At 61.6% G+C, this 21,509-nt stretch carries 23 protein-coding genes; 8 read left to right on the forward strand and 15 right to left on the reverse strand.

Annotation, left to right across the window (positions count from 1 at the left end; all coding sequences use genetic code 11):
• Positions 1-2: 2 nt before the first annotated feature.
• Positions 3-272 carry a DUF2249 domain-containing protein gene (locus MOV63_RS10075; RefSeq protein ID WP_038546255.1) on the reverse strand — a complete coding sequence of 90 codons (270 nt, stop codon included), beginning with the start codon at positions 270-272 and terminating at the stop codon, positions 3-5.
• A 200-nt stretch (positions 273-472) separates the two neighbouring features.
• Here MOV63_RS10075 and hemN point away from each other — a divergent pair, with 200 nt between their 5' ends.
• Entirely contained in the window at positions 473-1,825 is a 1,353-nt protein-coding gene (gene hemN / locus MOV63_RS10080; RefSeq protein ID WP_247033560.1) for an oxygen-independent coproporphyrinogen III oxidase, read from the forward strand.
• 63 nt (positions 1,826-1,888) lie between these two features.
• Here hemN and MOV63_RS10085 read toward each other — a convergent pair whose 3' ends face one another.
• The 6 genes from MOV63_RS10085 to MOV63_RS10110 all read right to left on the reverse strand — a co-directional run bounded on the left by MOV63_RS10085 (position 1,889) and on the right by MOV63_RS10110 (position 7,582).
• Positions 1,889-3,787 (reverse strand): nitric oxide reductase activation protein NorD, encoded by a 1,899-nt coding sequence (locus tag MOV63_RS10085; protein WP_247033562.1) that lies wholly within the window; start codon positions 3,785-3,787, stop codon positions 1,889-1,891.
• 9 nt (positions 3,788-3,796) lie between these two features.
• On the reverse strand, positions 3,797-4,609 hold the full coding sequence (locus MOV63_RS10090; RefSeq protein ID WP_405029316.1) for a CbbQ/NirQ/NorQ/GpvN family protein: 813 nt from the start codon (positions 4,607-4,609) through the stop codon (positions 3,797-3,799).
• Positions 4,610-4,675: 66 nt separating this feature from the next.
• Positions 4,676-6,022, reverse strand: coding sequence for a cbb3-type cytochrome c oxidase subunit I (locus MOV63_RS10095; protein WP_247033564.1), 1,347 nt, complete (start codon positions 6,020-6,022; stop codon positions 4,676-4,678).
• Between the two features lie 22 nt (positions 6,023-6,044).
• Entirely contained in the window at positions 6,045-6,497 is a 453-nt protein-coding gene (locus tag MOV63_RS10100; RefSeq protein ID WP_038546246.1) for a cytochrome c, read from the reverse strand.
• Positions 6,498-6,754: 257 nt separating this feature from the next.
• Positions 6,755-7,027 carry a cytochrome C oxidase subunit IV family protein gene (locus MOV63_RS10105; RefSeq protein WP_247033566.1) on the reverse strand — a complete coding sequence of 91 codons (273 nt, stop codon included), beginning with the start codon at positions 7,025-7,027 and terminating at the stop codon, positions 6,755-6,757.
• Between the two features lie 9 nt (positions 7,028-7,036).
• Positions 7,037-7,582 carry a cytochrome c oxidase subunit 3 gene (locus tag MOV63_RS10110; RefSeq protein ID WP_247033568.1) on the reverse strand — a complete coding sequence of 182 codons (546 nt, stop codon included), beginning with the start codon at positions 7,580-7,582 and terminating at the stop codon, positions 7,037-7,039.
• Between the two features lie 121 nt (positions 7,583-7,703).
• Here MOV63_RS10110 and MOV63_RS10115 point away from each other — a divergent pair, with 121 nt between their 5' ends.
• A complete protein-coding gene (locus MOV63_RS10115) occupies positions 7,704-7,859 on the forward strand; it encodes a hypothetical protein (RefSeq protein WP_167551678.1) in 156 nt (51 codons plus the stop codon).
• Between the two features lie 59 nt (positions 7,860-7,918).
• Here MOV63_RS10115 and MOV63_RS10120 read toward each other — a convergent pair whose 3' ends face one another.
• From MOV63_RS10120 to MOV63_RS10155, 8 genes are all read right to left on the reverse strand, one after another.
• Positions 7,919-8,194 carry a DUF6522 family protein gene (locus MOV63_RS10120; protein WP_247033570.1) on the reverse strand — a complete coding sequence of 92 codons (276 nt, stop codon included), beginning with the start codon at positions 8,192-8,194 and terminating at the stop codon, positions 7,919-7,921.
• Between the two features lie 156 nt (positions 8,195-8,350).
• A complete protein-coding gene (locus tag MOV63_RS10125) occupies positions 8,351-9,409 on the reverse strand; it encodes an ABC transporter ATP-binding protein (RefSeq protein WP_247033572.1) in 1,059 nt (352 codons plus the stop codon).
• A gap of 27 nt (positions 9,410-9,436) precedes the next feature.
• Entirely contained in the window at positions 9,437-10,303 is an 867-nt protein-coding gene (locus tag MOV63_RS10130; protein ID WP_247033574.1) for a carbohydrate ABC transporter permease, read from the reverse strand.
• On the reverse strand, positions 10,303-11,238 hold the full coding sequence (locus MOV63_RS10135) for a carbohydrate ABC transporter permease (RefSeq protein ID WP_247033576.1): 936 nt from the start codon (positions 11,236-11,238) through the stop codon (positions 10,303-10,305). Before MOV63_RS10135 ends, MOV63_RS10130 begins: the two co-directional genes overlap by 1 nt.
• The gene (locus MOV63_RS10140) at positions 11,238-12,569 is read right to left on the reverse strand and encodes a sugar ABC transporter substrate-binding protein (RefSeq protein ID WP_247033578.1); all 1,332 of its coding nucleotides are present in this window, start codon (positions 12,567-12,569) and stop codon (positions 11,238-11,240) included. The genes MOV63_RS10135 and MOV63_RS10140 overlap by 1 nt, the downstream gene beginning before the upstream one ends.
• A gap of 50 nt (positions 12,570-12,619) precedes the next feature.
• Positions 12,620-13,300, reverse strand: coding sequence for a GntR family transcriptional regulator (locus tag MOV63_RS10145; protein ID WP_247033579.1), 681 nt, complete (start codon positions 13,298-13,300; stop codon positions 12,620-12,622).
• 5 nt (positions 13,301-13,305) lie between these two features.
• Complete coding sequence (locus MOV63_RS10150) at positions 13,306-14,184, reverse strand: dihydrodipicolinate synthase family protein (RefSeq protein ID WP_247033582.1); 879 nt, start codon at positions 14,182-14,184, stop codon at positions 13,306-13,308.
• A gap of 225 nt (positions 14,185-14,409) precedes the next feature.
• Positions 14,410-15,159: a hypothetical protein gene (locus MOV63_RS10155; RefSeq protein WP_247033584.1), complete on the reverse strand. Its 750-nt coding sequence runs from the start codon at positions 15,157-15,159 to the stop codon at positions 14,410-14,412.
• A gap of 251 nt (positions 15,160-15,410) precedes the next feature.
• Between MOV63_RS10155 and MOV63_RS10160 the strand changes: the two genes are divergently transcribed.
• The 6 genes from MOV63_RS10160 to MOV63_RS10185 all read left to right on the forward strand — a co-directional run bounded on the left by MOV63_RS10160 (position 15,411) and on the right by MOV63_RS10185 (position 21,508).
• Positions 15,411-16,310, forward strand: coding sequence for a dihydrodipicolinate synthase family protein (locus MOV63_RS10160; RefSeq protein ID WP_247033585.1), 900 nt, complete (start codon positions 15,411-15,413; stop codon positions 16,308-16,310).
• Between the two features lie 31 nt (positions 16,311-16,341).
• Positions 16,342-17,025: a GntR family transcriptional regulator gene (locus MOV63_RS10165; protein WP_038546205.1), complete on the forward strand. Its 684-nt coding sequence runs from the start codon at positions 16,342-16,344 to the stop codon at positions 17,023-17,025.
• A 213-nt stretch (positions 17,026-17,238) separates the two neighbouring features.
• The gene (locus MOV63_RS10170; RefSeq protein WP_247033586.1) at positions 17,239-18,333 is read left to right on the forward strand and encodes an ABC transporter ATP-binding protein; all 1,095 of its coding nucleotides are present in this window, start codon (positions 17,239-17,241) and stop codon (positions 18,331-18,333) included.
• A gap of 31 nt (positions 18,334-18,364) precedes the next feature.
• Positions 18,365-19,666 (forward strand): extracellular solute-binding protein, encoded by a 1,302-nt coding sequence (locus MOV63_RS10175; protein ID WP_247033587.1) that lies wholly within the window; start codon positions 18,365-18,367, stop codon positions 19,664-19,666.
• Between the two features lie 10 nt (positions 19,667-19,676).
• Positions 19,677-20,579: a carbohydrate ABC transporter permease gene (locus tag MOV63_RS10180; RefSeq protein ID WP_247033588.1), complete on the forward strand. Its 903-nt coding sequence runs from the start codon at positions 19,677-19,679 to the stop codon at positions 20,577-20,579.
• Positions 20,576-21,508, forward strand: coding sequence for a carbohydrate ABC transporter permease (locus tag MOV63_RS10185; protein ID WP_247033589.1), 933 nt, complete (start codon positions 20,576-20,578; stop codon positions 21,506-21,508). Before MOV63_RS10180 ends, MOV63_RS10185 begins: the two co-directional genes overlap by 4 nt.
• Position 21,509 lies beyond the last annotated feature (1 nt).

The raw sequence follows: 21,509 nt of genomic DNA on the forward strand, positions 1-21,509 counted from the left end.
TTTCAATGACCGCAGCAGCAGTCGCAGCCGGAGCTTTGCGCCCGCTGGATTTCGACGCGCCAGACATCCGGACCCTGTTCGAGATATTGCCAGTCGAACTCTTCCGGATACCGGCTCTCGATCTGGTAGTGCAGTGGTCGCGGATCATGGTCGCTGGTGACATGCATGACGCCACCGGGGATGAGCGACGTCAGCACGCCAAAAATCTTCGGGTGACGTTCGGCGGGAGCGAGCGTCCTGACATCGATGGAAGGGATCTCAATATCCGACATGGTTTGTTCTGGGCCTTTCGAGCTGGTGCAGCGGCCTGGCCGATCCCGGCCGCCTCCATGATTTAGCGGCGGCGCGATCGACGGAATTTGCGTCGGGACAAATATTTTGCAGAAACAGGACGCTGTCGTTGATTTTGCACAAAGAGAGGCAGGCGCCGGGCAGCTAAATGCTCTTTGAAGAAAACTGAAAGGAGCCCGACATGTCCGCAGCGATAATCGAGAAATATGGCGAGGCACGGCTGCCGCGCTACACGAGCTATCCGACGGCTCCGAACTTCAGCTCGGATTTCGACGCCCTCGACTATCCGGCCTGGCTGAAGGCGTTGCCCCAAGGACAGCCAACCTCGCTCTACATCCACATCCCCTTCTGTCGGTCGATGTGCTGGTATTGCGGCTGTCACACGACGATCACCGAGCGCGACAGGCCCATTCTCGACTATATCGAGATACTTCACCGGGAGATCGAGCTTCTGGCATCCGTCAGAAACGACAGCTTCAGCGTCGGGGAAGTCCACTTCGGTGGCGGTACGCCGACCATTATCAGGCCAGAGGAGTTCATCGCGCTGATGGACGCGTTTCGCGACCGTCTCGGTTTTGCGGGCGCCGTCAATGCCGCGGTCGAAATCGATCCGCGAACCTTGACCGGGGAGATGGCAGTTGCGCTCGGTCAGTCGGGCGTCACCCGCGCAAGCCTTGGCGTCCAGAGCTTCGATCCGAAGGTCCAGAAGGCGATCAACCGCGTTCAGAGCGTCGAGACGACGATGGATGCCGTCGCGCATCTTCGCCATAACAACATCAACGCGATCAATTTCGACCTCATCTATGGGCTGCCGTTTCAGACGGTCGAATCCTGCGTCGAGACCGTCGAAGCGGCCGTCAGCATGCGGCCGGATCGTCTTGCCGTCTTCGGTTATGCGCATATCCCGAGCTTCAAGAAGCACCAGCGGCTCATCGACGAGGCGGCGCTTCCGGATGCACGGGAGCGGGCGCTTCAGGCATCGGCGATCGCCGAGGCCTTAATGGCGGCAGGATATATCAGGATCGGTCTCGACCATTTCGCCCTGCCGGGCGACGACCTCTCGCTGGCGCAGACCGAAGGCCGGCTGCACCGGAATTTCCAAGGGTACACGACGGACGCCTGCGACGCCCTGATCGGGCTCGGGGCGTCGTCGATCGGCCGGTTGCCGCAAGGGTATATCCAGAACGAGGTTCCGCCCGGCCTCTATGCGACCCGGGTGTCGAAAGGCGAGCTGCCGGTCGCCAAGGGCTATCGCCTCACGCCGGAAGATCGCCTGCGCGGTGAGGTGATCGAGAGGCTGATGTGCGACTTTACGGTGGATGTTGCGGCCCTTGCGGCAGCGCGTGGCTTTGATGCCGAGCTTCTGCTGCGGGGCAACGATCGGCTCGATGAGCTTGAACGAGACGGCCTGATCGAACGCCGGGACGGCATCATCCGCGTCTCGGAGGATCACCGGTTTATCGTCCGAGCCGCGGCCTCGGCGTTCGATGTCTATCTGAACAGGAGCGGCAGGTCGTTCAGCAAGGCGGCATAGGGTTCAGACGGAAAATGGAGGTCCGGCAATCCGCCCAGCCGGACCTCCATGCGGCCGGGCTCCCTATCCCGTCAGGCCGCGATAGATGGCGGGCAACGCCGCCGGAAGTTTTGAGATATCTCCGACGACCGCATAACCGTTGCGGCCGAACATCGTCGGGAGATAAGATTTCGCATCCTTGTCCACCGTCACGGCGAAAATGTTGACGCCGAGGCGCCTTGCTTCCTGCACGGCGCGGCGGCTGTCTTCCATCGCGAAACGCCCCTCGTAGTGGTCGATGTCGTTGGGCTTGCCGTCGGTCAGCACGAGAAGCAGACGGGTCCGGTTGGGGCGTTTTGCGAGGTCCGCCGTGGCGTGCCGCAGGGCGGCTCCGAGGCGGGTGTAATATCCGGGTTTCAGGCCGGCGATCCGATCCTCGACAACCGGAGAAAGCGGCTCGTCGAAGCCTTTCACGGTCTCGACCCGGACCCAGGAGCGGCGCCGGGAAGTGAAGGTGAGGATCGAGTGATCCGTGCCACAGGCGGTCAGGCCTTGCGCGAGGACGAGAAGCGCTTCCTTCTCGACATCCAGAACCCGCCGGTTGTCGATCCAGGCATCGGTCGAAAGGGAGACATCGACGAGAATGGTGACGGCAAGATCGGGCGTGCGCGGCCGGCTTGCCACATGGATACGGTCGGTTGCCTGCCCTCCCGCCAAGAGATCGGTCCGGCGCCGGACGACGGCATCGAGATCGAGTTCCACGCCGTCCATCTGCGATTTGAGCATTTCCTGGCGCGGCCGCAGGATTTCGAACTGCTTGCGCACCTTCCTCGCCAGCGCCTTCGTATCCTCCGATATCTCGAGGCGGTCGCCGCTGGCCGAGGTCGGGACGGCAAGGACCCGGCAATGGTTCTTCAGATAGGTGGTCTTTCGGTAATCCCATTCGGGATAGGTCAGCTCGGCAGCGATTTCCTTCAGGTCGACCATTTCCGGCGGAAGGTCGAGATCGAAGTGGAAACGCGAGGAGGGGCGTTCCTTGCGGCGCCCGAGGACCATTTCGTCGAGATCCTCGGCGGCTTTGCCATCCTCCTCGGGTTTGTCGTCGGTCGGCCGGTCGACATTGACCATTTCCGTCATCGCCAGGATTTTCTCGAAGCGGTTGAGGATAAACGGGCTCCGTTCGGAGCGCTTTTCGTCTTCCCGCTCGCGCTTCGCGCTGAACCTTCTCTTGCCAGCCGAACCCTGCGGATCGCCGAGCGGGGTTTCCGAGTCCTCCGCCGAAGAACGGCTTTCCTCCTGGGACAAAAATTCCGGCCAGAGCGGCACGTCCATCATCGGCTGGTAGCCCGGTGGGGCATCGCGGGGGAAGATCGCGCTCGGCGTGTCGTCCGGCAGGCCGGCGCCTGCCCGCAGCAGGCTGATGATCCTGCTTTCCAGCAGCCGTTCCACCGAGGGCAGCCTGCCGCGGTGGCGCTCGGTAAGCGTTGCCTGACATAAATTTCGATAGACCTGGCGCAGGCCGGGAAATGCGGCAAGCGTTTCGTCCACATTGGAGATCGCCATATGCAGCCGCTCGAGATCCCGTGCGAGGGGATCCGGCGAGGCTGGCCGGGCCTCGGGCAATGTAGCTATTGCCGCCGTCAGCCAGACGTACAATGCTCGGTTCAGGCTGCGGTCCGGAAAGAAGTCGATGACATCAGGCAGCATCGCGCGGGCGAAATCCCGGCCCGACTGGGCAATCCGCTCCTCGCCGAGCCCCACAAGCTGGCGAAGCTTCAGGCGGTGTTTCGACGTGCGCTGGTGGGCCGCCACGAGCTGGACCGCGTGATCGCCCCCGAACCCGCGGAAGCAGGATGCGAGGACAGGTTTCATCTCGTCCAGCGTCACCGCTTGCTCGGGATAGCGCGGCAGGCTTCGTGTCTGGCCGACCAGGCGGTGCCAGGCCTTGCCGACAGTTTCTTCCAGCTCGAGAAAGTCCAGCATCATAGCACCTCAGGCAACCACGGCATTCGCCACTTCGATCAACGCCGCACGCACGTCCGGATCGTCGGTCAGCGGCTCGATCATGGCAGCCCGTATCGCACGGCGCGGGTCGAGCCCGCTTTCGATCAGCGTGGCGCAGTAGACGAGCAGGCGCGTCGATACGCCCTCTTCCAGGTCGTGTCCCTTCAAGGCGCGCAGGCGATGGGCAAGGTTTACCAGCGGCACGACGTGCCGTTCGGAAAGGCCGCTTTCGGCCGCGACGATGGCCACTTCCTGCTCCCGGGGAAGGAAGTCGAACTCGATGGCGACGAAACGCTGCTTGGTCGAAGGCTTCAATGCCTTGAGGATGTTCTGGTAGCCGGGGTTGTAGGAGACAACCAGCATGAACTCCGGCGGCGCCTCCAGCACCTCACCGGTTCTTTCGAGCGGCAGGATACGGCGATCGTCGGTCAAGGGGTGGATGACGACGGCGACATCCTTCCGCGCTTCGACGATTTCATCGAGATAGCAGATGCCGCCACCGCGCACCGACTTCGTCAGGGGGCCGTCCACCCAGATGGTCTCGCCGCCCTTCAGGAGGAACCGGCCGGTGAGATCGGCGGCGGCCAGATCGTCATGGCAGGAGACGGTCGCAAGCGGCAGTCCGAGACGCTCGGCCATATGGCAAACGAAGCGGGTCTTTCCGCATCCGGTCGGGCCTTTCAGGAGAAGCGGAAGCTGCCGCTTCCAGGCCGTTTCGAACAGCTCGCATTCGTTGCCGGCGGGAATGTAGTGGGAAATCGGTGCGGCCTGGGCCGGCTTTATCGGAGAAATCATGGTCATTGGAATGTCCTGATCTTAAAGGGACCGAGAAAGGCGGCTCCGTCGTTGAAACGGAGCCGCGCTGCATCATTCGGCCGGTTGGATTCTCGCGGTGCCGGCGGGACGCCGTTCGCGGCCCGGGACGAACAGGGCCCAGAGGAACATCAGCGCCGAGATGAGCACGAATGCGCCCGATCCGAGCCGGACCCAATAGAAGATCGCCAGCTGGTCCTGAACATCCATGAAGCTTTCACCGAGGACGCGCTGCAGGTGCACCTGAAGGACGCCGGCAAAGGTCAGCGCGAAGGTCATGACGGACATGGCTATGCACATGATCCAGAAGCTGGCCATCGAAAGCCACTGGTTATAAGGGCTGCGGCCCCGAAGCTCCGGCACCGCATAGGCCATGACGGCAAGGTTCAGCATCACATAGGCGCCGAAGAAGGCGAGGTGGCCATGGGCTGCGGTGAGCTGGGTGCCGTGGGTATAATAGTTGACCGAAGACAGCGTGTGGAGGAAGCCCCAGACACCGGCGCCGAAGAAGGCCATGACCGAGCAACCGATCGACCAGAGAAGTGCGGCCCGGTTCGGGTGTTTGCGCCCCGCCTTCCAGGTCATCACGAAAGTGAAGACGACCATGGTGAAGAAGGGAGCCACTTCGAGCGTCGAAAAGAGCGAGCCGATCCACTGCCAGTAGCCGGGGGCGCCGATCCAGTAGAAGTGGTGGCCGGTGCCGAGAATGCCGGAGAAGAGGGCAAGGCCGACGATCACGTAGAGCCATTTTTCGACCACTTCGCGGTCGATGCCGTTCAGCTTGATCATCAGGAAGGCCAGCACCGAGGCCATGATCAGTTCCCAGACGCCCTCGACCCAGAGATGGACGACATACCACCAGTACATCTTGTCGAGCGCGAGATTGGCCGGGTTGTAGAAGGCGAACAGGAAGAAGATCGCGACGCCCCAGAGGCCGAAGATCAGGATGTTGGTGACGACGGTCTTGCGGCCCTTGAGCACCGTGAGCGTCACGTTGAACAGGAACATCAGCGCGACGATGACGATACCGACCTTGATGAGGAACGGCTGTTCCAGAAATTCGCGGCCTTCATGATAGTGGAACAGATAACCGACCACGGCGATCGCCGCCGCGACGAGGAAAAGCCAGAACTGCGCAACCGCGATCCTGGTGCTGAACAGCTCGGTTTCGGACTCCTCGGGCAGCAGGTAGTAGGTCGATCCCATGAAACCCATCAGCAGCCAGACGATGAGCGCATTGGTGTGGATCATCCGCACGATGTTGAAGGGCAGCAGTTCCGAAAGCGTGTTCGGCAGGACGTAGATCGTTCCCGCCAGAACACCGAACAGGATCTGTGCGATGAACAGGCCGAGCGCGCCGTAAAAATACAGCATGGCGACCTTTTGGGTTTGATATTTCATGTGTTTTTCCCTTCCCGTGAGATCAGCCGGCGTCGTTCGGCGGCCAGTTCTGGGTCTTGATCCTGCTCGTCCATTCGAGGAAGTTGGCCAGGTCGTCGAGTTCACGTTCCGTGAGGTTGAACTGCGGCATCTGCCGCCTGCCTTCGATGCCGCTCGGCTGCGCGGCCATCCAGGCCTTCAGCGTCGCGCGGGCCGTGTCCGGGTCGGTATCGCCGCCCCAGCGTTTCCACACATTGCCGAGCTCGGGGGCGAAATAGGCGCCTTCCCCGAGGATCGTATGGCAGTTGATACAGGCGTTCTTTTCCCAGACATGTTTGCCGCGCGCGACGGAATCCGTGAGCGTGCTTTCGTCCGTGGACGTGGTTCGCATGTAGTAGTGGCTGTGGGCGGTAAGCCCGAGAAAGATTACGAAGAAGAACGCGGAGCCGCCGTAAAAGACGTTACGAGCCCCGGTCTTTGTGAGGCGTTCTGCCATCCTCATGTCCCCTTTGTGCGGATGCCTTGCGGGTTGCTGCGGGCCACATCCGCGAAAAGCGGACGACGACCCGTGAAGCTTCTATGAGGGGTTTTCCGGAGCCGCTCTTTGCGATTTACCAAACAAAAAAACGTTGCCCGCGGAGTCCGCTATTTTTTGAAAGGTAAGCGTTAGCTTTCCCGATGGCGCGCGGGCAACCATGGACCGGCCTGAGATCAGGCAGGTGCCGGAGGGGAAAGTGCAGGTGAGAACTGAACCTAAAGAATGGCCATCAGTACGACCTTGCCCAGCGAGAGGGCAGAGAAGAAGATAGGCCAGATCATCAGCGCACGGGCCAGATTGGGTCGCATCCCCCGCAGGTCCATGAAGTCGAGCACGATGAGCCGTATCTTTGCAATGGCCATGACGAGGATGACGGCAAGTGCCGCTGCCGGTATCACCTCATGCTTCCATTGTGCAGCGATCAATGCGCCGACGATGCCGAGCATCATCACCCAATTGGCGCTGCCGAAGAGTTTCGAACCGTCCATTCCGGCCTCCTAGCTCAGGTAGATCAGTGGAAACATCACCAGCCAGACGATGTCGATGACGTGCCAGATGGTCGTCAGCGTGACGATCGTCGAACGTTCCAGCCTGATTGCCGCCAATACGAAGAGGGCGGCAACGAATGCGACATGGGCGAGGTGGAAGCCGGTGATGAGAAAGTAGAGTTCGAAAAAGCTCTGCAGGTTCTCATCCCCTGCCGCTGCCCATTCGGAACTGTACTCGGCGAATTTGAGGGCGGCGAAGAGGAAACCCAAAAAAGCTGCGCCGAGCAGGAACAGGCGCTGCCGGCGAGGTTTTCCCTGGGATCTGGCGGCAAGCGCCGCTTGCCAGCTGCTCGCCAGCAGCACGACTGTATTGAGCCCTGCCAGCCGTGGCGCGAGATGCAGCCTGGCGAGCGCAAAACTTTCCGGATGCAGCATGGACGTAACGACATAGCCGGTCAGCAGGATACCGAAAGCCGCAAGCTCGCCCCAGACGAGCACCCAGAGAAGAAGGTCGCCACCTTCATCCCTCTCTTCGCTGGTCGAGATCGCCGCCATTCCGAAACCTCCGGTATTCTTCCGTCCCGGAAAATGGAGGCAATACAGATCCGGCTCTTTGTCATATCGCAAAGAAACGGCAGATAGAGAGGTTAGGATGACGGCAAACCAAGGATTTGCCATGTCTGACGCACAAGTCGGCCTTCTGATGGCCGCCCCGATCATTGTCATATTCGCCATTGCCCTGAAACGAATGGGTGTCCTGCAGGGCTACAGCTCGCTGGCGGCGGTCGTCTTTTCCGTCGCCATCGCGGGCGTTCTCTTCTGGCAACAGTAGCGGCCGTGCCATGCTGCGGTTTTTTGCGGAAATCACGTGGCCGATCAGCCGTATCGGCGTCAAGATCTGGGAGTATGACCTCTTCCTCGAACGAAGGTCACGGCTTCGTTCTGAACCTCGCCTTCGTTATTCAGGACGGCGCGCCACATGCGGTTTCCCAGACGAACGCTCAGGCGGCAAGTTCCAATATCCTCAGCTTCGCCACGCTCGACTGTGCTTGTTACGAGACCCTGGCGAATTCTCCGCCGGAAATCTTCGCGCGACAGCCCGAACCGATCAGCGATCTCACCGGATTCCAGGATAAAGTCGCCGTTCGGATCCCGTTCGATATACATTGCTCTTCCTCAGACCGATGAGGCGGAGGCGGGGTTTACCGATTCAGCGCCTCATCTACGTTCTACGACATCGATTGAAAGCGCGGAAACGGTCCTTCGGTTTCGAGATGCATATCTTTGCGCTCGCGAAAAAGGACAAAACGCGCCAGCTCTCACTCAGAGCCTGTGGCCCGTCGCCTTGTCGAAGAGGTGAACCTGCTTCGCGTCGATCGAGATACCGACCGTGTCGCCGAACCTGACATCGATGCGCTCGCGGAAAAGGCAGGAGAGTTGCTCGCCGCCGCAATCGAGCTTGGCAAAGATTTCCGAGCCGGTGCCTTCGACGATCGCCGCGCGGCCCTGGATGCCCTGATCGCTGGCGCGGATGTGTTCCGGCCTGATGCCGTAGACGAGTGGGCGGCCGCCAGCCTTCGCCGGCGAGACTTCGGCCGGAAGAGGCAGGATCAGCCCTTTTTCGGTGCGGAAAACGCCTTCCTCGATCTTGCCGTCCAGAAAGTTCATGGCCGGCGAACCGATGAAGCCGGCGACGAAGAGGTTGGCCGGCCGGTCGTAGAGTTCCAGCGGAGCGCCGACCTGCTCGATATTGCCGTCATGCAGGACGACGATCTTGTCGGCCATGGTCATGGCCTCGATCTGGTCATGCGTCACGTAGATCGTCGTTGTGCCGATGCGCTGGTGCATCGCCTTGATCTCGCTGCGCATCACTACGCGCAGCTTGGCGTCAAGGTTCGAGAGGGGCTCGTCGAAAAGAAACACCTGCGGATTGCGGACGATTGCCCGGCCCATGGCGACGCGCTGGCGCTGGCCGCCCGAAAGCTGGCGAGGGTAGCGTTGAAGCAGGTTTTCCAGGCCGAGGATCGCGGCCGCCTTCTTCACCCGCTCGGCCGTATCGGCAGGGTTCGCCCGCTTGAGCTTCAGCGCGAAGCCCATGTTGTCCTCCACCGTCATATGCGGGTAGAGCGCGTAGTTCTGGAACACCATGGCAATGTCGCGGTCGCGGGCCGGCAGGTTGCTGACCTCGCGGGCGCCGATGCGGATCTCGCCGCCGCTGACCTCTTCGAGGCCGGCGACCATGCGCAGCAGCGTGGACTTGCCGCAGCCCGACGGGCCGACGAGAACGACGAATTCGCCGTCAGCAATATCGACGCTCAGGTCCTGGATGACGTTGACCGCGCCGAAGCGCTTCTGGATGTTCTGGAGAGTGACGGTTGCCATGAAATTCGATCCTGTTTGTGAGCCTGCTCAGCCGCCTTTGACCGCGCCGGCCGTCAGGCCTGCGACGATCTGCTTCTGGGCGAACAGGGTGAGTACCAGCACGGGGAGGGTGACGATCAGCGCGGCCGCGGCGAGCGGTCCCCAGCTGACCTGTTCGAAGGAAAGCATGTTGTAGACGGCAACGGGCAGCGTCCGCGTGGTGCGGCTTGCAAGCACGATGCCGAAGACGAAGTTGTTCCAGGAGAAGATGAGCGCCAGGATGAAGGCGACGACGATGCCCGGCTTGGCGATCGGCAGAGCCACGAGGCGGAACACCTGCCAGGGCGTCGCGCCGTCGATGCTGGCAGCCTCCTCGAGTTCCATCGGCGTCGTCTCGAAATAACCGATCATGATCCACACGACGATCGGCACGGTGACGACTAGGTGGATGATGATCTGCGGCCAGAGCGTGCCGAGCAGGTTCAGCCACTGGAACAGCAGGAAGAGCGGAATGAGGAAGGAAAGGCCGGGCGTCATGCGGGCGATCATGATGACGATCGCTGCCCTCTCCGCCTTCAACCGTGCGATGCCGTAACCTGCCGGCACGCCGATAATGAGAGCCAGCAGCGTCGCGGCCCCCGTCACCAGCACGGAATTCCAGAAATACAGGAAGAAATTGTTCTCGCGGAACACCTGCACGTAATTCGACCAGGCGAAGTTTTCCGGGATCAGGATCGGCGGATAGGCGCCGTTGTCGATTTCGTATTTGAGCGACAGCGAGATCATCCAGAGGAAGAACAGCACCACCGGCGACACCATGACCAGGGCCGCGAACAGCAAGCCGATGCGATCGAGCGTCTTGCGTCTGACGAGTGGGCGTTTGTTGAGGGGGCGTTCGACGAGGCCGTGTTCCATCAGCGCGTCTCCATGTCCGACCAGTTTGCCCGTGCGCGCACCATCATCAGCGCGAAAGAGAGCGCGATGATGATCACGAAGAAGACGACCGCCATGGCCGAGCCGTAGCCGATGTCGTAATAGGAGAAGGCGGTGTTGTAGAGGTAGATGTTGATCGTCTCGGATGCCGTGCCCGGTCCCCCTTGCGTCATCGCGTAGATGATGTCGAAGCTCTTGATCGCGTCGATCGAGCGGATGATGACGCCGATCATCAGGAAGGGCGCGATCATCGGGAGCGTCAGGTAGCGGAATTTCTGCCAGGCGTTGGCGCCGTCGATCTCTGCGCTTTCATAAGGTTCGCGTGGAAGTGCGGCGAGGCCGCCGAGCACGATCAGCATGATCAGCGGCGTCCATTGCCAGGTCTCGACGAGGACCAGCGACGGAATGACGCTGTAGCGGTTATAGATCCATTCCTGCGGGCCGATGCCGACCAGCGACAGCAGATAGTTGAGGACGCCGAGCTGCGGATGGAACATCATGGTCCAGACGAGGGCGATGGCGACCGGGGTCGCCATCATCGGCATGACGAAGACGCCGCGCAGGAAGCCCCTCCCCGGAAATTGAGCATCGAAGATCAGCGCCGCGAGCGTGCCGAGGAAAAGCGGCGCCACGACCGCCAGCACCGTGAAGATCAGCGTGTGCCAGAGCGATTCCCAGAAGCGGAAATCGGTCGCAAGCCGGATGTAGTTGTCCAGTCCGGCGAAGGTCTGCGCCTGTCCCAGCGTCCAGCTGTTGACGCTCATCCAGAGGGTGAAAACCCAGGGGAAGACGATGACCGCGCCGATGACGATGAGGGCGGGAACGACGAAAGGCCAGTAGTTGGGAGCAAGCCGGCTCGGCTTGCTCCTCTTGTCACCGGTTTCCGTCCGTGCTGTTTCGATGCTCACGGAGGCCATTATCCCTCGCTCTTGGCAAGCACCGGTTCGAACTGCGCCGTCGCCGTCTTGAGCTCCGTCGCCGGGTCGGCACCACCGATCATGTTGGTGAGACCGACGCCGTAGATGTCGCGGAATTCCGTGACCGGGATGATGACCGGCAGCGCAAGCTGCGACACCTTGCCGGAAGCAGCGACCGCATCCACCCATGCGCTGGGCATGGTGACACCCTTGCGGACTTCCGCATCGGCAAGGATCGACTGGCGGAAGGGAACGCCGGCGCCGGCCTGCAGCAGGCGTGCGCCCATCTCCTTCGAGATGACCCACTGGCAGAACAGATAGGCCGCTTCCTTCTTCTGGCTGGCTGCGGTGACGCCGATGCCATCGCCGAAGGTGGCGGCCGCCTGCGCCTTCGGTCCCTTCGGCATGACGCCGTAACCGACCTTGCCGACGACACGGGACTTCTGCGGGTCTTCGAGCGGCGGAGCGAAGCCGACGCCGTCCAGCCACATGCCGATCTTGCCCTGCAGGAAGGCAGACTGGGCTTCCGCCCAGTTGAAGCCGGAGACCCCGACGGGGGCCGCCTTGGTCATCAGGCGCTGGTAGAGTTTGGCGGCCTCCACGGCTTCATCGGAGGTCGTGCGCAGCTTGCCGTCAGGCCCAAGCGCCGTCGCGCCGTAGCCGAGCATCAGCGCCGTCCACACTGGAACGTTGGCGTTCTTCAGGCCGCGGGCGACGAAGCCGTAGGTATTGGTGGTCTTGTCGGTCAGCGCTTCGGCCGCCGCCGCCATCTCATCGAAGGTCTTCGGGTAGGCGAGACCCTTCTTCTCGAAGAGTTCCTTGTTCCAGTAGATGATCCAGTAGTCGACCGAGAAGGGCAGGGAGCGCAGCTTGCCGTCCTTGTCCTTGGCAAAGGTGAGGCCGGCTTCGGCGAAATCGCTTTCAGTCAGCGACGGGTCGGTGAGCGTCGGATCCTTCAGGAGGCCGCTGATATCGGCAAGCCAGCCGCCCTTTTCGAACTGGCGCTTCTGGACATGGTAGCTCAGGTGGATGACGTCGAAGCTCGGCTTGCCGGACGAGAGCTCGATCGTCGCCTTCTGGCGCTGCTGCTGTTCCGGGGTGGCTTCGGCATTGACCTTGATGCCGGTCAGCGTTTCGAACTCGGCCAGGTACTTGATGATGGTGTCGCTGCGCGGGCTTTTGACGAGGTTCACTTCCAGCGTGGTGCCGGCGAAGCGCTTCCAGTCGACGGCGGCCGATGCCGGGCGCGAACCGACCAGCCCGGCGGCACCAAGCGCCGCCGAGCCGGCCAGGAAGCTGCGGCGGGTGGGATTCCAGAACGAAGATGACATGCTATTCCTCCTCCTAATGCGCCGGATACCCTTGTCTCCGGCTTCTTTTTCTAAAGTCTGATCGCGCGATCCCTCGCGTGATTGATATGGGCGACGAGTGCCGCGACCGCTTCCTCCACGGAGCGCCGCTCGATCGCTTCGAGCACTTTCAGATGCTCGCTCATGACGGGGCCGACCCGGCCGTCGATGCGGAACCGCTCCTGCCTGATCAGCCGCATCTTGATGGAATTCACCCGGTAGACGTTTGAAATGATGGTGTTGCCGAGCGCATCGATGAAGGCGTCGTGCATGCCCCAGTCGACCGCCTGCGCATGCAGCTCCAGCTCACGGCTGTCGTTGCCGCCCTGGATCGCCTCCAGGATTTCACGATGCTCCTTCAAAAGCCTGGCGATTGCCTGGTCCGGGGCCGATTGGGTGAACAGTGCAACGGCTTCCTTTTCCAGGAAGACGCGAAGCTGGAAGGCTTCACGGATGAGGTTGAGGTCGATATGGGCGATCTGCAGCCCGCGTTGCGGCACGGTCTTGATCAGCCCCTCGGCCTCCAGCCGCGGAACGAGTTCACGGATGGCGCCAAGCGTCAGGCCGGTCAGTTCCACCAGCCGGCGCTGCGAGACGAACTGGCCCGGGCGTACGTCACGGGCCAGAAGGTGGCGCGTGAAGCTCTCGTAGGCCTTCTCCCTCAGCGTCGGCTGTTCCTCGACCTGGCTTTCCGTGGGACGCCCCTGATCCATGGCTTTCAGGCAGCCTCCGAACGGAACAGAGCGTCGAAGGCCGATGCCAACAGGCGCTGGCCTTCATCAGCGATCCGAAGAAGCGGCGGCCGCACCGTCAGCCACGACGGGTCGTTCGAAAGGTGGGCGATCATCACCTTCACCGCCGGAATGACGGGATATTTCAGCAATTCCACGACGAGATCGACGACCCGCTGATCGTCCTCGCCATCCACGGCCATGCGCCGAACTTCGCGTGGGGCGAAATTCGCGACGCCGGATATCGCACCCTGCCCGCCGAGACGTACGCCTTGAGCCAGATGCCGCTCGTCACCGATCAGGATGATGAGGTCGCCATGTTCCTTGAGCAGCTTTTCGGTAAAGGCCCATTCTCCGCCGGAATCCTTCACCCCGGTGACAATGCCGGGAAACGCCTGGCGAAGCCGGCCAATCAGCGCGTGGCTCAGCGGCACCATCGTGACCGATGGAATGTGGTAGACGATGATGTCACGGGCCTTGTCGCCCAGCAGGGCGAATACGGCGGAGAACCAGCCGAATAGGCCTTCGTCGCTGACATTCTTGAAATAGGAGGGCGGGGCCAGAAGAATGTTGCGCGCCCCCTTGGATAGCGCCTGTGCGGCCTGTTCCGCGGCGTCCGCCGCCGCGTCTACGAGAACACCTGCTACGATCTGGCGCGGCACGATGCCGCCCGAAATCATGGCGGCGAGGACCTTTTCCCGTTCGCCGTTGCCGATCGAGGCGCCTTCGCCGGTCGTGCCGAAAACCGTAACGCTGTCGCAACCGGCATTGAGGCTGCGGCGAGCTTGGGCGACCATCGCGTCGAGCACGATCTTGCCGTCTTTGTCAAAAGGGGTCGCGAGTGCGACAGAGAGCCCGAAACGCATGTTAGACTATTTATCCTCCCAGTGTTGCCGCGACGCTCGCACACTAACATGTTAGAAGTCAATCAGGCAATTTGATTGAAATTGAGGTGCGGGCGCTTGCGTAGATCGAACGGCACTACCGAGCGCGATCACGCGAGCTGCACTTGGCCTATGCCGCAGATGTTGACCTTGATGCCGAGCTTGCGCGCGAGAGCTGCTTTTGATCGAAAAAGGCCGAAATTGGCGTCAGCGCAGGTCGAGGACGAACCGCTGTCCGCCCATGTTGACTTCGATCCTGCCCGGTTCCGCGACCGGGATCAGTCCGCACAATGTGCCCGTCGTCATCACCTGTCCCGCCTTGAGCATGGAGAAGGAGGAGAGCTGATCCTGGTTCGCCAGCACGACCATGGTCTTCAGCGGATCGCCGTCGGAATGCGCCGCGGGCTTGTCGAAGCCGGACTGTCCGTCGATGAAAACCGACAGCTGACCGATCGATGCGCCTTCGTCCAGCAGGCTCCGGTCCAGCGACGGGCCGAGGACATAACCGACATTGCTCATCATGTCGGCGGCGGCGAGGGCCGGATCGCCCCGGGAGCCGCCCTGGTAACGGCTGCGGAGAAGCTCCACGCCGATCCGCACTGAGCCGATCGCGTCGACGATATCCTGGCGGGTTACATCGCCGTTGCTGGCCACGACATCCTTGTCGAGCACGAAGGCCAGTTCCACCTCCAGCGAGATGCCCGGCTGATGGTCATGGCTGGTTTCTTCGTTGACGAACAGAAGCGGTGCGCTCTGGCAGAAATCACCCTTCAGGGTGAGCTTGGCGCCCTTGAACGGCTGGCCGAGCGCCCGAAACACGTCCGTCTGCACCGCATAGGCATCCGCCAGCGGCAGCCCGAGAAAGGGCTCCGGATCAAGCACGGTCCTCGACAGGATGGCATTGCGAATGGCACTCGCGAGGCGGGCGGGGAGGGTGTCGGCAGGCATGTCCGGCATAGGTTCAGTTTCCTTGGTTTGAGGTGGAAGCCCAGGGGCATTCGCAATTAGTACCAATAGCCGAGCTTTCAAGCATCCCAATAAAATCAATGGATTTTGCACGCTTCAAAATATGCCGACGGCAGTCGCGCATCCGTTCCTCCATCGCCAGTCCCGGGCGCAACATGCCGCAGCCGGCGACTGATGTAAATATATATTTGACGACTGATACCTACACTGATTATATCAGTTCTATAACGAGGAACCTATTCATGTCGAATGCTGCGTTGAAGGGCATTGTTGCCGCTTCCGTCACACCGGTGACGGCCGATTTCCGTATCGATACCGTCCGTCTGAAGGCGCATATCGATCATCTCCTGGCAAATGGCTGCAGCTTCATCTCGACGTTCGGCACCACGGGCGAGGGCGCATCTTTTTCGACCGCTCAGAAGCTCGAAGCTCTCAAGGCACTAAAGGCGGACGGGGTGGAGATGGGCCGTCAGCTGCCGGCGATCATGACGCCGAGTTTCGACGATGCGGTAACCTCGCTGATTGCCTATGGAGAGCTCGGCTGTCGCGCCGCGCTCGTCCTGCCGCCCTTCTATTACGGAGCGAGCGAGGACGGCGTTGCGGCGTTCTTCGATGCACTGATCGAGCGGACCAAGGCGCATACGGAAATCGCTCTCGTGCTCTACAACATCCCGCAGCTCAGCCGGGTCCGCTTCACGCAGCCGCTGATTGCGGCTCTGCTGCGCAGGCACGGCAGCCGCATCGCCGGGATAAAGGATTCGACCGGGGATCTCGACAACGGGTTGATGCTGGTGAAGTCCTTCCCGGAGCTTGCCGTCTTTACAGGCGACGACGGGGTTCTGCCCACGCTCGTCAAGGCCGGGGGCGCCGGCATGATCGGCGGCATGCCGAACGTCTTTACCCGCGATCTGAGGGCGCTTTACGACAATCCCGACGATGCCGGCCTTCTGGAGAAGCAGTCGCGGCGCATCGAGGCAGTGGATGCTTACGGATCGCTCGTTGCCCTCAAGGCGGCTCTTGCCCATTATCGCAACGACGAAAGTCTGGCATATGCGGTGCCGCCTCTGGTTGCTCTCAACCAGTGCGATCGTGCTATGCTCATTGAATTATTCGAGCGGACGGGTTATCGCGCCGCTGCTTGACCCGCCCGGTGCCGCCGGCGATAGGAGACAGATGAGCGTACTTACTGCACCGCCCGGCACTGGACAGCCAGACCTTCGCTCGGTCAAACAGGTCGCCTATGAGCGGTTTCGCGAGGCGCTGTTCGATGGCCGACTCCGGCCCGGCCAGTTCGTGTCCCAGCGGGAGCTCGTCGCTCTTCTCGGCCTTTCGATCGGCGCTCTGCGCGAACTCCTGCCGCGCCTGCAATATGAAGGCCTGCTGGTGGTCATGCCGCAGCGAGGCATCCAGATCACCCAGATCGACCTCTCGATCATCCGCCAGGCTTTCCAGGTGCGCATGGCGCTGGAGCGCGAGGCCGTGCTGACGGCCGTCAGGCGGATGCCCGACGTTATCCTCGATGAACAGGCCAGGCTTCACCAGTCGATCCTCGACGAGGTCCGCAACGCTCCCTCGCCGGATGTCTTCGAACGTGGCCAGAAGGTCGACGACGGATTTCACAACCTTCTCGTCGATTCGACCCAGAACGATCTGCTGATCCAGGCCTATGCGGTCAACGCGATCCGCATGCGGCTTATCAAGCTCGACAGAATCAGCCTTTCCGAGCAGGTCCTGCCGCCGGCCTTCGCCGATCATCTGGCGATCATCGACGCCATCAAATCCCGCGATCCGCATGCGGCAGGCGATGCCATCGACCGCCACATCATGCATGCCCGTGAACGAGCGATCGAGTTCTGATCACCTTCCACTTTATTTTATCGGCGTTTTGCCTTGGCCATCATACATCTTGGTGGCCGATCTCCATATGTGCGCCCCTCTTAATGTATAACTGATCATATCAGTTTTCATAGAAGTTGTCGAACAACATGTTTACAGGTTCGAATTTTTGTTGCATGGTAAAGCTGTCAGTCATCTGACGCTTTGGGAGAGGCAATTCAGGGAGGACCGAGCTTGGCGCGGCTGGAGCTATCCAACGTTTCGAAAAGCTACGGGGCATTCGACGCCATCACGGACGTATCGCTTGCCATCGAGGACGGAGAATTCGCGGTTTTCGTCGGCCCGTCCGGTTGCGGCAAGTCCACGCTGCTGCGCCTGATCGCGGGGCTCGATCCGATCAGCGACGGCGCCATCAGAATCGGTCCGGATGACGTGACCCGCCGGCCCGCAGGTACGCGGAGCGTGGCGATGGTGTTCCAGTCCTACGCGCTCTATCCGCATATGAGCGTCTACGACAACATCGCCTTTCCGCTGCAGATGGAGCGCCGTTCGAAGGGCGACATCCGCCAGCAGGTCGAGAAGGCTGCCGGCACGGTGCAGCTTTCCACCCGGCTGAAGGACAAGCCGTCGAAGCTTTCGGGCGGCCAGCGGCAGCGCGTCGCAATCGCCCGAGCGATCGTCCGCAAGCCGAAAATCTTTCTGATGGACGAGCCGCTTTCCAATCTCGACGCGGCATTGCGCATCGAGATGCGTACCGAGCTCACCCAGCTCCATAAGGAGCTTGGCGCCACCATGGTCTATGTCACCCACGACCAGCTGGAGGCCATGACCATGGCCGACCGGATCGTGGTGCTGAACGGCGGCCGTGTCGAGCAGGTCGGCAGGCCGATGGATCTCTATCACAAGCCGGTAAACCGTTTCGTCGCCGGCTTCATCGGCAGTCCGCCGATGAACATGTTGCGCGGCAAGGTGAAGGCGATCGAGAGCGAATATTATTCCTTCGAAGCTGCCGGCATCGGGACGATCGTGATCGACGGACTGGCGAAGCGCCTCAAGATCGGCGAGGAGGTCGTCCTCGGTATTCGCCCGGAATTTCTGGCGCCGCATCCGGCCGGCAGCGAGCCGCTGGTGAAGATCGGCGTCGTGCCGCGATCGGTCGAGAGGCTGGGTGCCCAGACGATCGTTCACAGCGTGATCGAGGGTCAGAATTTCACCTGCGTGTTTGCCGGCGACCAGGTCGTCGAGCCGGGCCGGGCGCTGAACGTCTATTGCGACGCGGCGAACATCCACGTCTTTGACGCCGCGGGGATTACGGTCAGCAGAAACTAAATCGTCGTCGATAAATCGGGAGGAGTTTACGATGAAGAATGATGTCATGCATGCCATGAAGCCCACACGCCGCGCATTTCTGTCAGGCACCGCTGCCGGTCTCGCCAGTCTGCCGATCCTGATGTCGGTTTCCGGCCGGGCGCTTGCGGCGGACCAGCAACTGGTTTTCTGGTCTCAGCTCGCAGGCAGCAAGAAGGCCGCCGGCGAAGCGCTCGAAGCCGCCTTCAAGACCGCCCATGCGGAAGTCGCGCTGCAATCCAGCCTTTATGCCGAACCGTCGCAGCTTAATGAAAAGATGCTGACGGCGATCAACGGCAATACCGGCCCTGACCTGATCGTTCAGCACTGGGACTACAATCTCACCTATGCTTCCGGCAAGAAGCTTGTCGAACTCGGCAAGGCGCTTCCGAATGTGAAGACGGCCGATCTGGACCCATCGCTGCTCGCCTACGGCCGTGCCGACGGCGGCCAGTATTCCATGCCGCTCTACGGCACCTCGCGCGGTCTTGGCATCAATCGCAAGCTCATCAGCGAAGCGGGCCTCAATCCGGACAAGGGGCCGCAGAACTGGGCCGAACTTCGCGAATGGGCAAAGGCCGTCACCAAGCGCCCCGGCGGCGGCATGCTGCAGGTGTCCGGCATCCAGATCTACCAGAACGACCTCGAAGCCTTCGAGCTCTTCACGCTGCTGCTGCAGGGCGCGGGCGGTTCGCTGCTGACGGCGGATCTGTCGGCGCCGGGTTTTGCCGGTCCGGAAGGCGTCAAGGCACTGACCTTCCTGCAAGACCTCGTCGTCACGGACAAGATCACCGATGCGGGCTTCGGCGTCGGCCCCGGCGGCATGGCGAACCCGTTCAACCAGGGACGCGCCGCGATGCTGATCGCGGGCAACTACTCCACCAATAACGCGTTGAAGGCCGGCGTCGAATTCGACGTCGTTCCCTTCCCGAAGGAGAGCGGCGGGTTCACATCGCTTGTCGATCCCTTCTGCTTCGCCGTCCGGGCAGGCGCGCCGAACCAGGAGGCGGCCCTCAAGCTCGTCGAGTTTGCGATGTCGCCGGAACAGCAGATCGCCTTCGCGGTCGCCAGCAAGAACGTGCCGGCCCTGAAGTCCGCCCAGCAGAACAAGGATGTGCAGGCTGACCCCTATCTTTCCAAGTTCATCAAGACCGCGAGCTACGCCCCGCCGACCGCGCCGGCAACGCCGGTATTCCCGCGCATGATGACGCTCGTCGCGCGTGGCGTTCAGGAAGTCATTTTCCAGAAAAACACGCCCGACAAGGCGCTGAAGGCGGCCGCGGACGAAGTGCAGACATTGCTCAAAAAGAGCTGAGGAGCAGGTCATGGCGCTTCAGAACTCGACATCCAGACCGGTCAAAACGGTCAGGTTTCACCAGAACTGGAGCGCCTACGCATTTCTTGCACCGGCGCTCGTCATCCTGTTCCTGTCGCTGCTGCTGCCGGCGGTGGCGACGCTGTTGATGAGCTTCACGGACGTCTCGTTCCTGAAGCCGACGAGTTTCATCGGCTTCGACAACTATATCAAGCTGTTCAATGATACCCGCTTTCAGCAGGCGGTCGGCAACACGATCCACTATACGATCGGCGTGACCTTTCCGACCATGCTGCTCGGCCTGCTGGCAGCGGTCGCGCTCAATCAAAAAGTGCCGGGGCGCATGGCTTTCCGGACGATCTTCTACCTGCCGGTTCTGACCTCGCTGATCGCGGCCGCTGTCGTCTGGGCTTATGTCTACGAGCCCTATGCCGGGCCGCTCAACGGTGTCCTGACCCGGGTCGGCCTGCCGCCGCAGCCGTGGCTTCAGAACCCGAGCCTTGCGATGAACGCGCTGATCATCATGGCGATCTGGCGCGACTTCGGCACCGCGATGATCATCTATCTGGCCGGTCTTCAGGATATCCCGAACGACCTCTATGAGGCGGCACGTCTTGATGGGGCGAAGGGCAAGGATATCTTCCTGCGCATCACCGTGCCGATGCTGAGTTCCGTCACCTTCTACCTGCTGATCATCCTGATCGTGCAGACCTTCCAGGTGTTCGGCGCAATTTATGTGATGACGCAGGGCGGGCCGCTCGGCTCGACGGAAACGGTGGTTTACCAGATGTACCAGACGGCCTTCGGTTATACCGAGTTCGGTTATGGCGCGGCCATGTCGACCATACTCTTCCTGACCATCCTGGTGTTCTCGATCATCGGGACCCGGATCATGCGGAGGAAAGACGCATGACGGACCTTGCGCAACCCGCCGCGATGGAACGGCAGATCACGGCCCACCGCCGTGGCCGGGAGTTCCCGCGCTTCGACGTGATGAATGTCATCGGTTACCTGCTGCTGCTGTTTGCAGCGCTCGCCACCGTGATGCCCTTCCTCTGGATGGTCTCGACCTCGTTCAAGGGCGACCAGGAAATCTTCCGGTTTCCACCGAGTTTCGTTCCGGACGGGCTGCGATGGCAGAACTACCTTGATGCGATGGCCTCGCCGGATGCCGGCCGGCAGCTGGTGAACAGCCTGATCTATGCGCTGGGCTCGACGGTTTCGAACCTCGTCTTCTGCTCGCTCGCAGGTTACGCGCTTGCCCGCATGCAGTTTTCCGGCCGCAACCTGATCTTCGCGCTTGTCGTCGGCCTGCTGATGGTGCCGGCGCAGAGCCAGATCGTTCCCGTCTTCCTGATCGTCCAGAAGATCCCCTTCGCCGGCGGCAACGACTGGCTCGGCAATGGCGGCACCGGCCTTCTCAATACCTATTGGGGCATGATCCTGCCGACTGCGGCGACACCTTTCGGCATTTTCATGATGCGGCAGTTCTTCACCCGCATCCCGATGGAATACGAGGAATCCGCCAAGCTCGACGGTGCGTCTCCGTTCACAATCTTCCGGCGCATCCTGCTGCCGCTGGCCCGGCCGTCGCTCGCCGTGCTCGGCGTCTTGAGCTTTCAGAGCGCCTGGAACGACTTCGTCTGGCCGCTTATCCTCAACTCGCACCGGGAGATGGCCACCCTGCAGATCGGCCTGCAGCTGCTGCAGAGCGGGCCGGATGCACGCTGGAACGTCGTCATGGCGATGGCGACGCTCATCACCCTGCCGGTCATCATCGTCTACCTGCTGGCGCAGCGGCATGTGATCGACGGCGCCGTGACCAGCGGCGTCAAGGGTTGAT

The organism is Neorhizobium sp. SHOUNA12A (assembly GCF_023006505.1).
Classification (GTDB): Bacteria; Pseudomonadota; Alphaproteobacteria; order Rhizobiales; family Rhizobiaceae; genus Neorhizobium.

What these genes read in the sequence shown, in the direction of transcription:
- MOV63_RS10185 (WP_247033589.1), top strand. Translation starts at nt 20,576, where the DNA reads ATGACGGACCTTGCGCAACCCGCCGCGATGGAACGGCAGATCACGGCC.
- MOV63_RS10075 (WP_038546255.1), bottom strand. Translation starts at nt 272, where the DNA reads ATGTCGGATATTGAGATCCCTTCCATCGATGTCAGGACGCTCGCTCCC.
- MOV63_RS10095 (WP_247033564.1), bottom strand. Translation starts at nt 6,022, where the DNA reads ATGAAATATCAAACCCAAAAGGTCGCCATGCTGTATTTTTACGGCGCG.
- MOV63_RS10090 (WP_405029316.1), bottom strand. Translation starts at nt 4,609, where the DNA reads ATGACCATGATTTCTCCGATAAAGCCGGCCCAGGCCGCACCGATTTCC.
- MOV63_RS10110 (WP_247033568.1), bottom strand. Translation starts at nt 7,582, where the DNA reads ATGGCGGCGATCTCGACCAGCGAAGAGAGGGATGAAGGTGGCGACCTT.
- MOV63_RS10115 (WP_167551678.1), top strand. Translation starts at nt 7,704, where the DNA reads ATGTCTGACGCACAAGTCGGCCTTCTGATGGCCGCCCCGATCATTGTC.
- MOV63_RS10175 (WP_247033587.1), top strand. Translation starts at nt 18,365, where the DNA reads ATGAAGAATGATGTCATGCATGCCATGAAGCCCACACGCCGCGCATTT.
- MOV63_RS10145 (WP_247033579.1), bottom strand. Translation starts at nt 13,300, where the DNA reads ATGGATCAGGGGCGTCCCACGGAAAGCCAGGTCGAGGAACAGCCGACG.
- MOV63_RS10180 (WP_247033588.1), top strand. Translation starts at nt 19,677, where the DNA reads ATGGCGCTTCAGAACTCGACATCCAGACCGGTCAAAACGGTCAGGTTT.
- MOV63_RS10150 (WP_247033582.1), bottom strand. Translation starts at nt 14,184, where the DNA reads ATGCGTTTCGGGCTCTCTGTCGCACTCGCGACCCCTTTTGACAAAGAC.
- MOV63_RS10160 (WP_247033585.1), top strand. Translation starts at nt 15,411, where the DNA reads ATGTCGAATGCTGCGTTGAAGGGCATTGTTGCCGCTTCCGTCACACCG.
- MOV63_RS10165 (WP_038546205.1), top strand. Translation starts at nt 16,342, where the DNA reads ATGAGCGTACTTACTGCACCGCCCGGCACTGGACAGCCAGACCTTCGC.
- MOV63_RS10105 (WP_247033566.1), bottom strand. Translation starts at nt 7,027, where the DNA reads ATGGACGGTTCGAAACTCTTCGGCAGCGCCAATTGGGTGATGATGCTC.
- MOV63_RS10100 (WP_038546246.1), bottom strand. Translation starts at nt 6,497, where the DNA reads ATGGCAGAACGCCTCACAAAGACCGGGGCTCGTAACGTCTTTTACGGC.
- MOV63_RS10140 (WP_247033578.1), bottom strand. Translation starts at nt 12,569, where the DNA reads ATGTCATCTTCGTTCTGGAATCCCACCCGCCGCAGCTTCCTGGCCGGC.
- MOV63_RS10085 (WP_247033562.1), bottom strand. Translation starts at nt 3,787, where the DNA reads ATGCTGGACTTTCTCGAGCTGGAAGAAACTGTCGGCAAGGCCTGGCAC.
- MOV63_RS10135 (WP_247033576.1), bottom strand. Translation starts at nt 11,238, where the DNA reads ATGGCCTCCGTGAGCATCGAAACAGCACGGACGGAAACCGGTGACAAG.
- hemN (WP_247033560.1), top strand. Translation starts at nt 473, where the DNA reads ATGTCCGCAGCGATAATCGAGAAATATGGCGAGGCACGGCTGCCGCGC.
- MOV63_RS10155 (WP_247033584.1), bottom strand. Translation starts at nt 15,159, where the DNA reads ATGCCGGACATGCCTGCCGACACCCTCCCCGCCCGCCTCGCGAGTGCC.
- MOV63_RS10120 (WP_247033570.1), bottom strand. Translation starts at nt 8,194, where the DNA reads ATGTATATCGAACGGGATCCGAACGGCGACTTTATCCTGGAATCCGGT.
- MOV63_RS10130 (WP_247033574.1), bottom strand. Translation starts at nt 10,303, where the DNA reads ATGGAACACGGCCTCGTCGAACGCCCCCTCAACAAACGCCCACTCGTC.
- MOV63_RS10125 (WP_247033572.1), bottom strand. Translation starts at nt 9,409, where the DNA reads ATGGCAACCGTCACTCTCCAGAACATCCAGAAGCGCTTCGGCGCGGTC.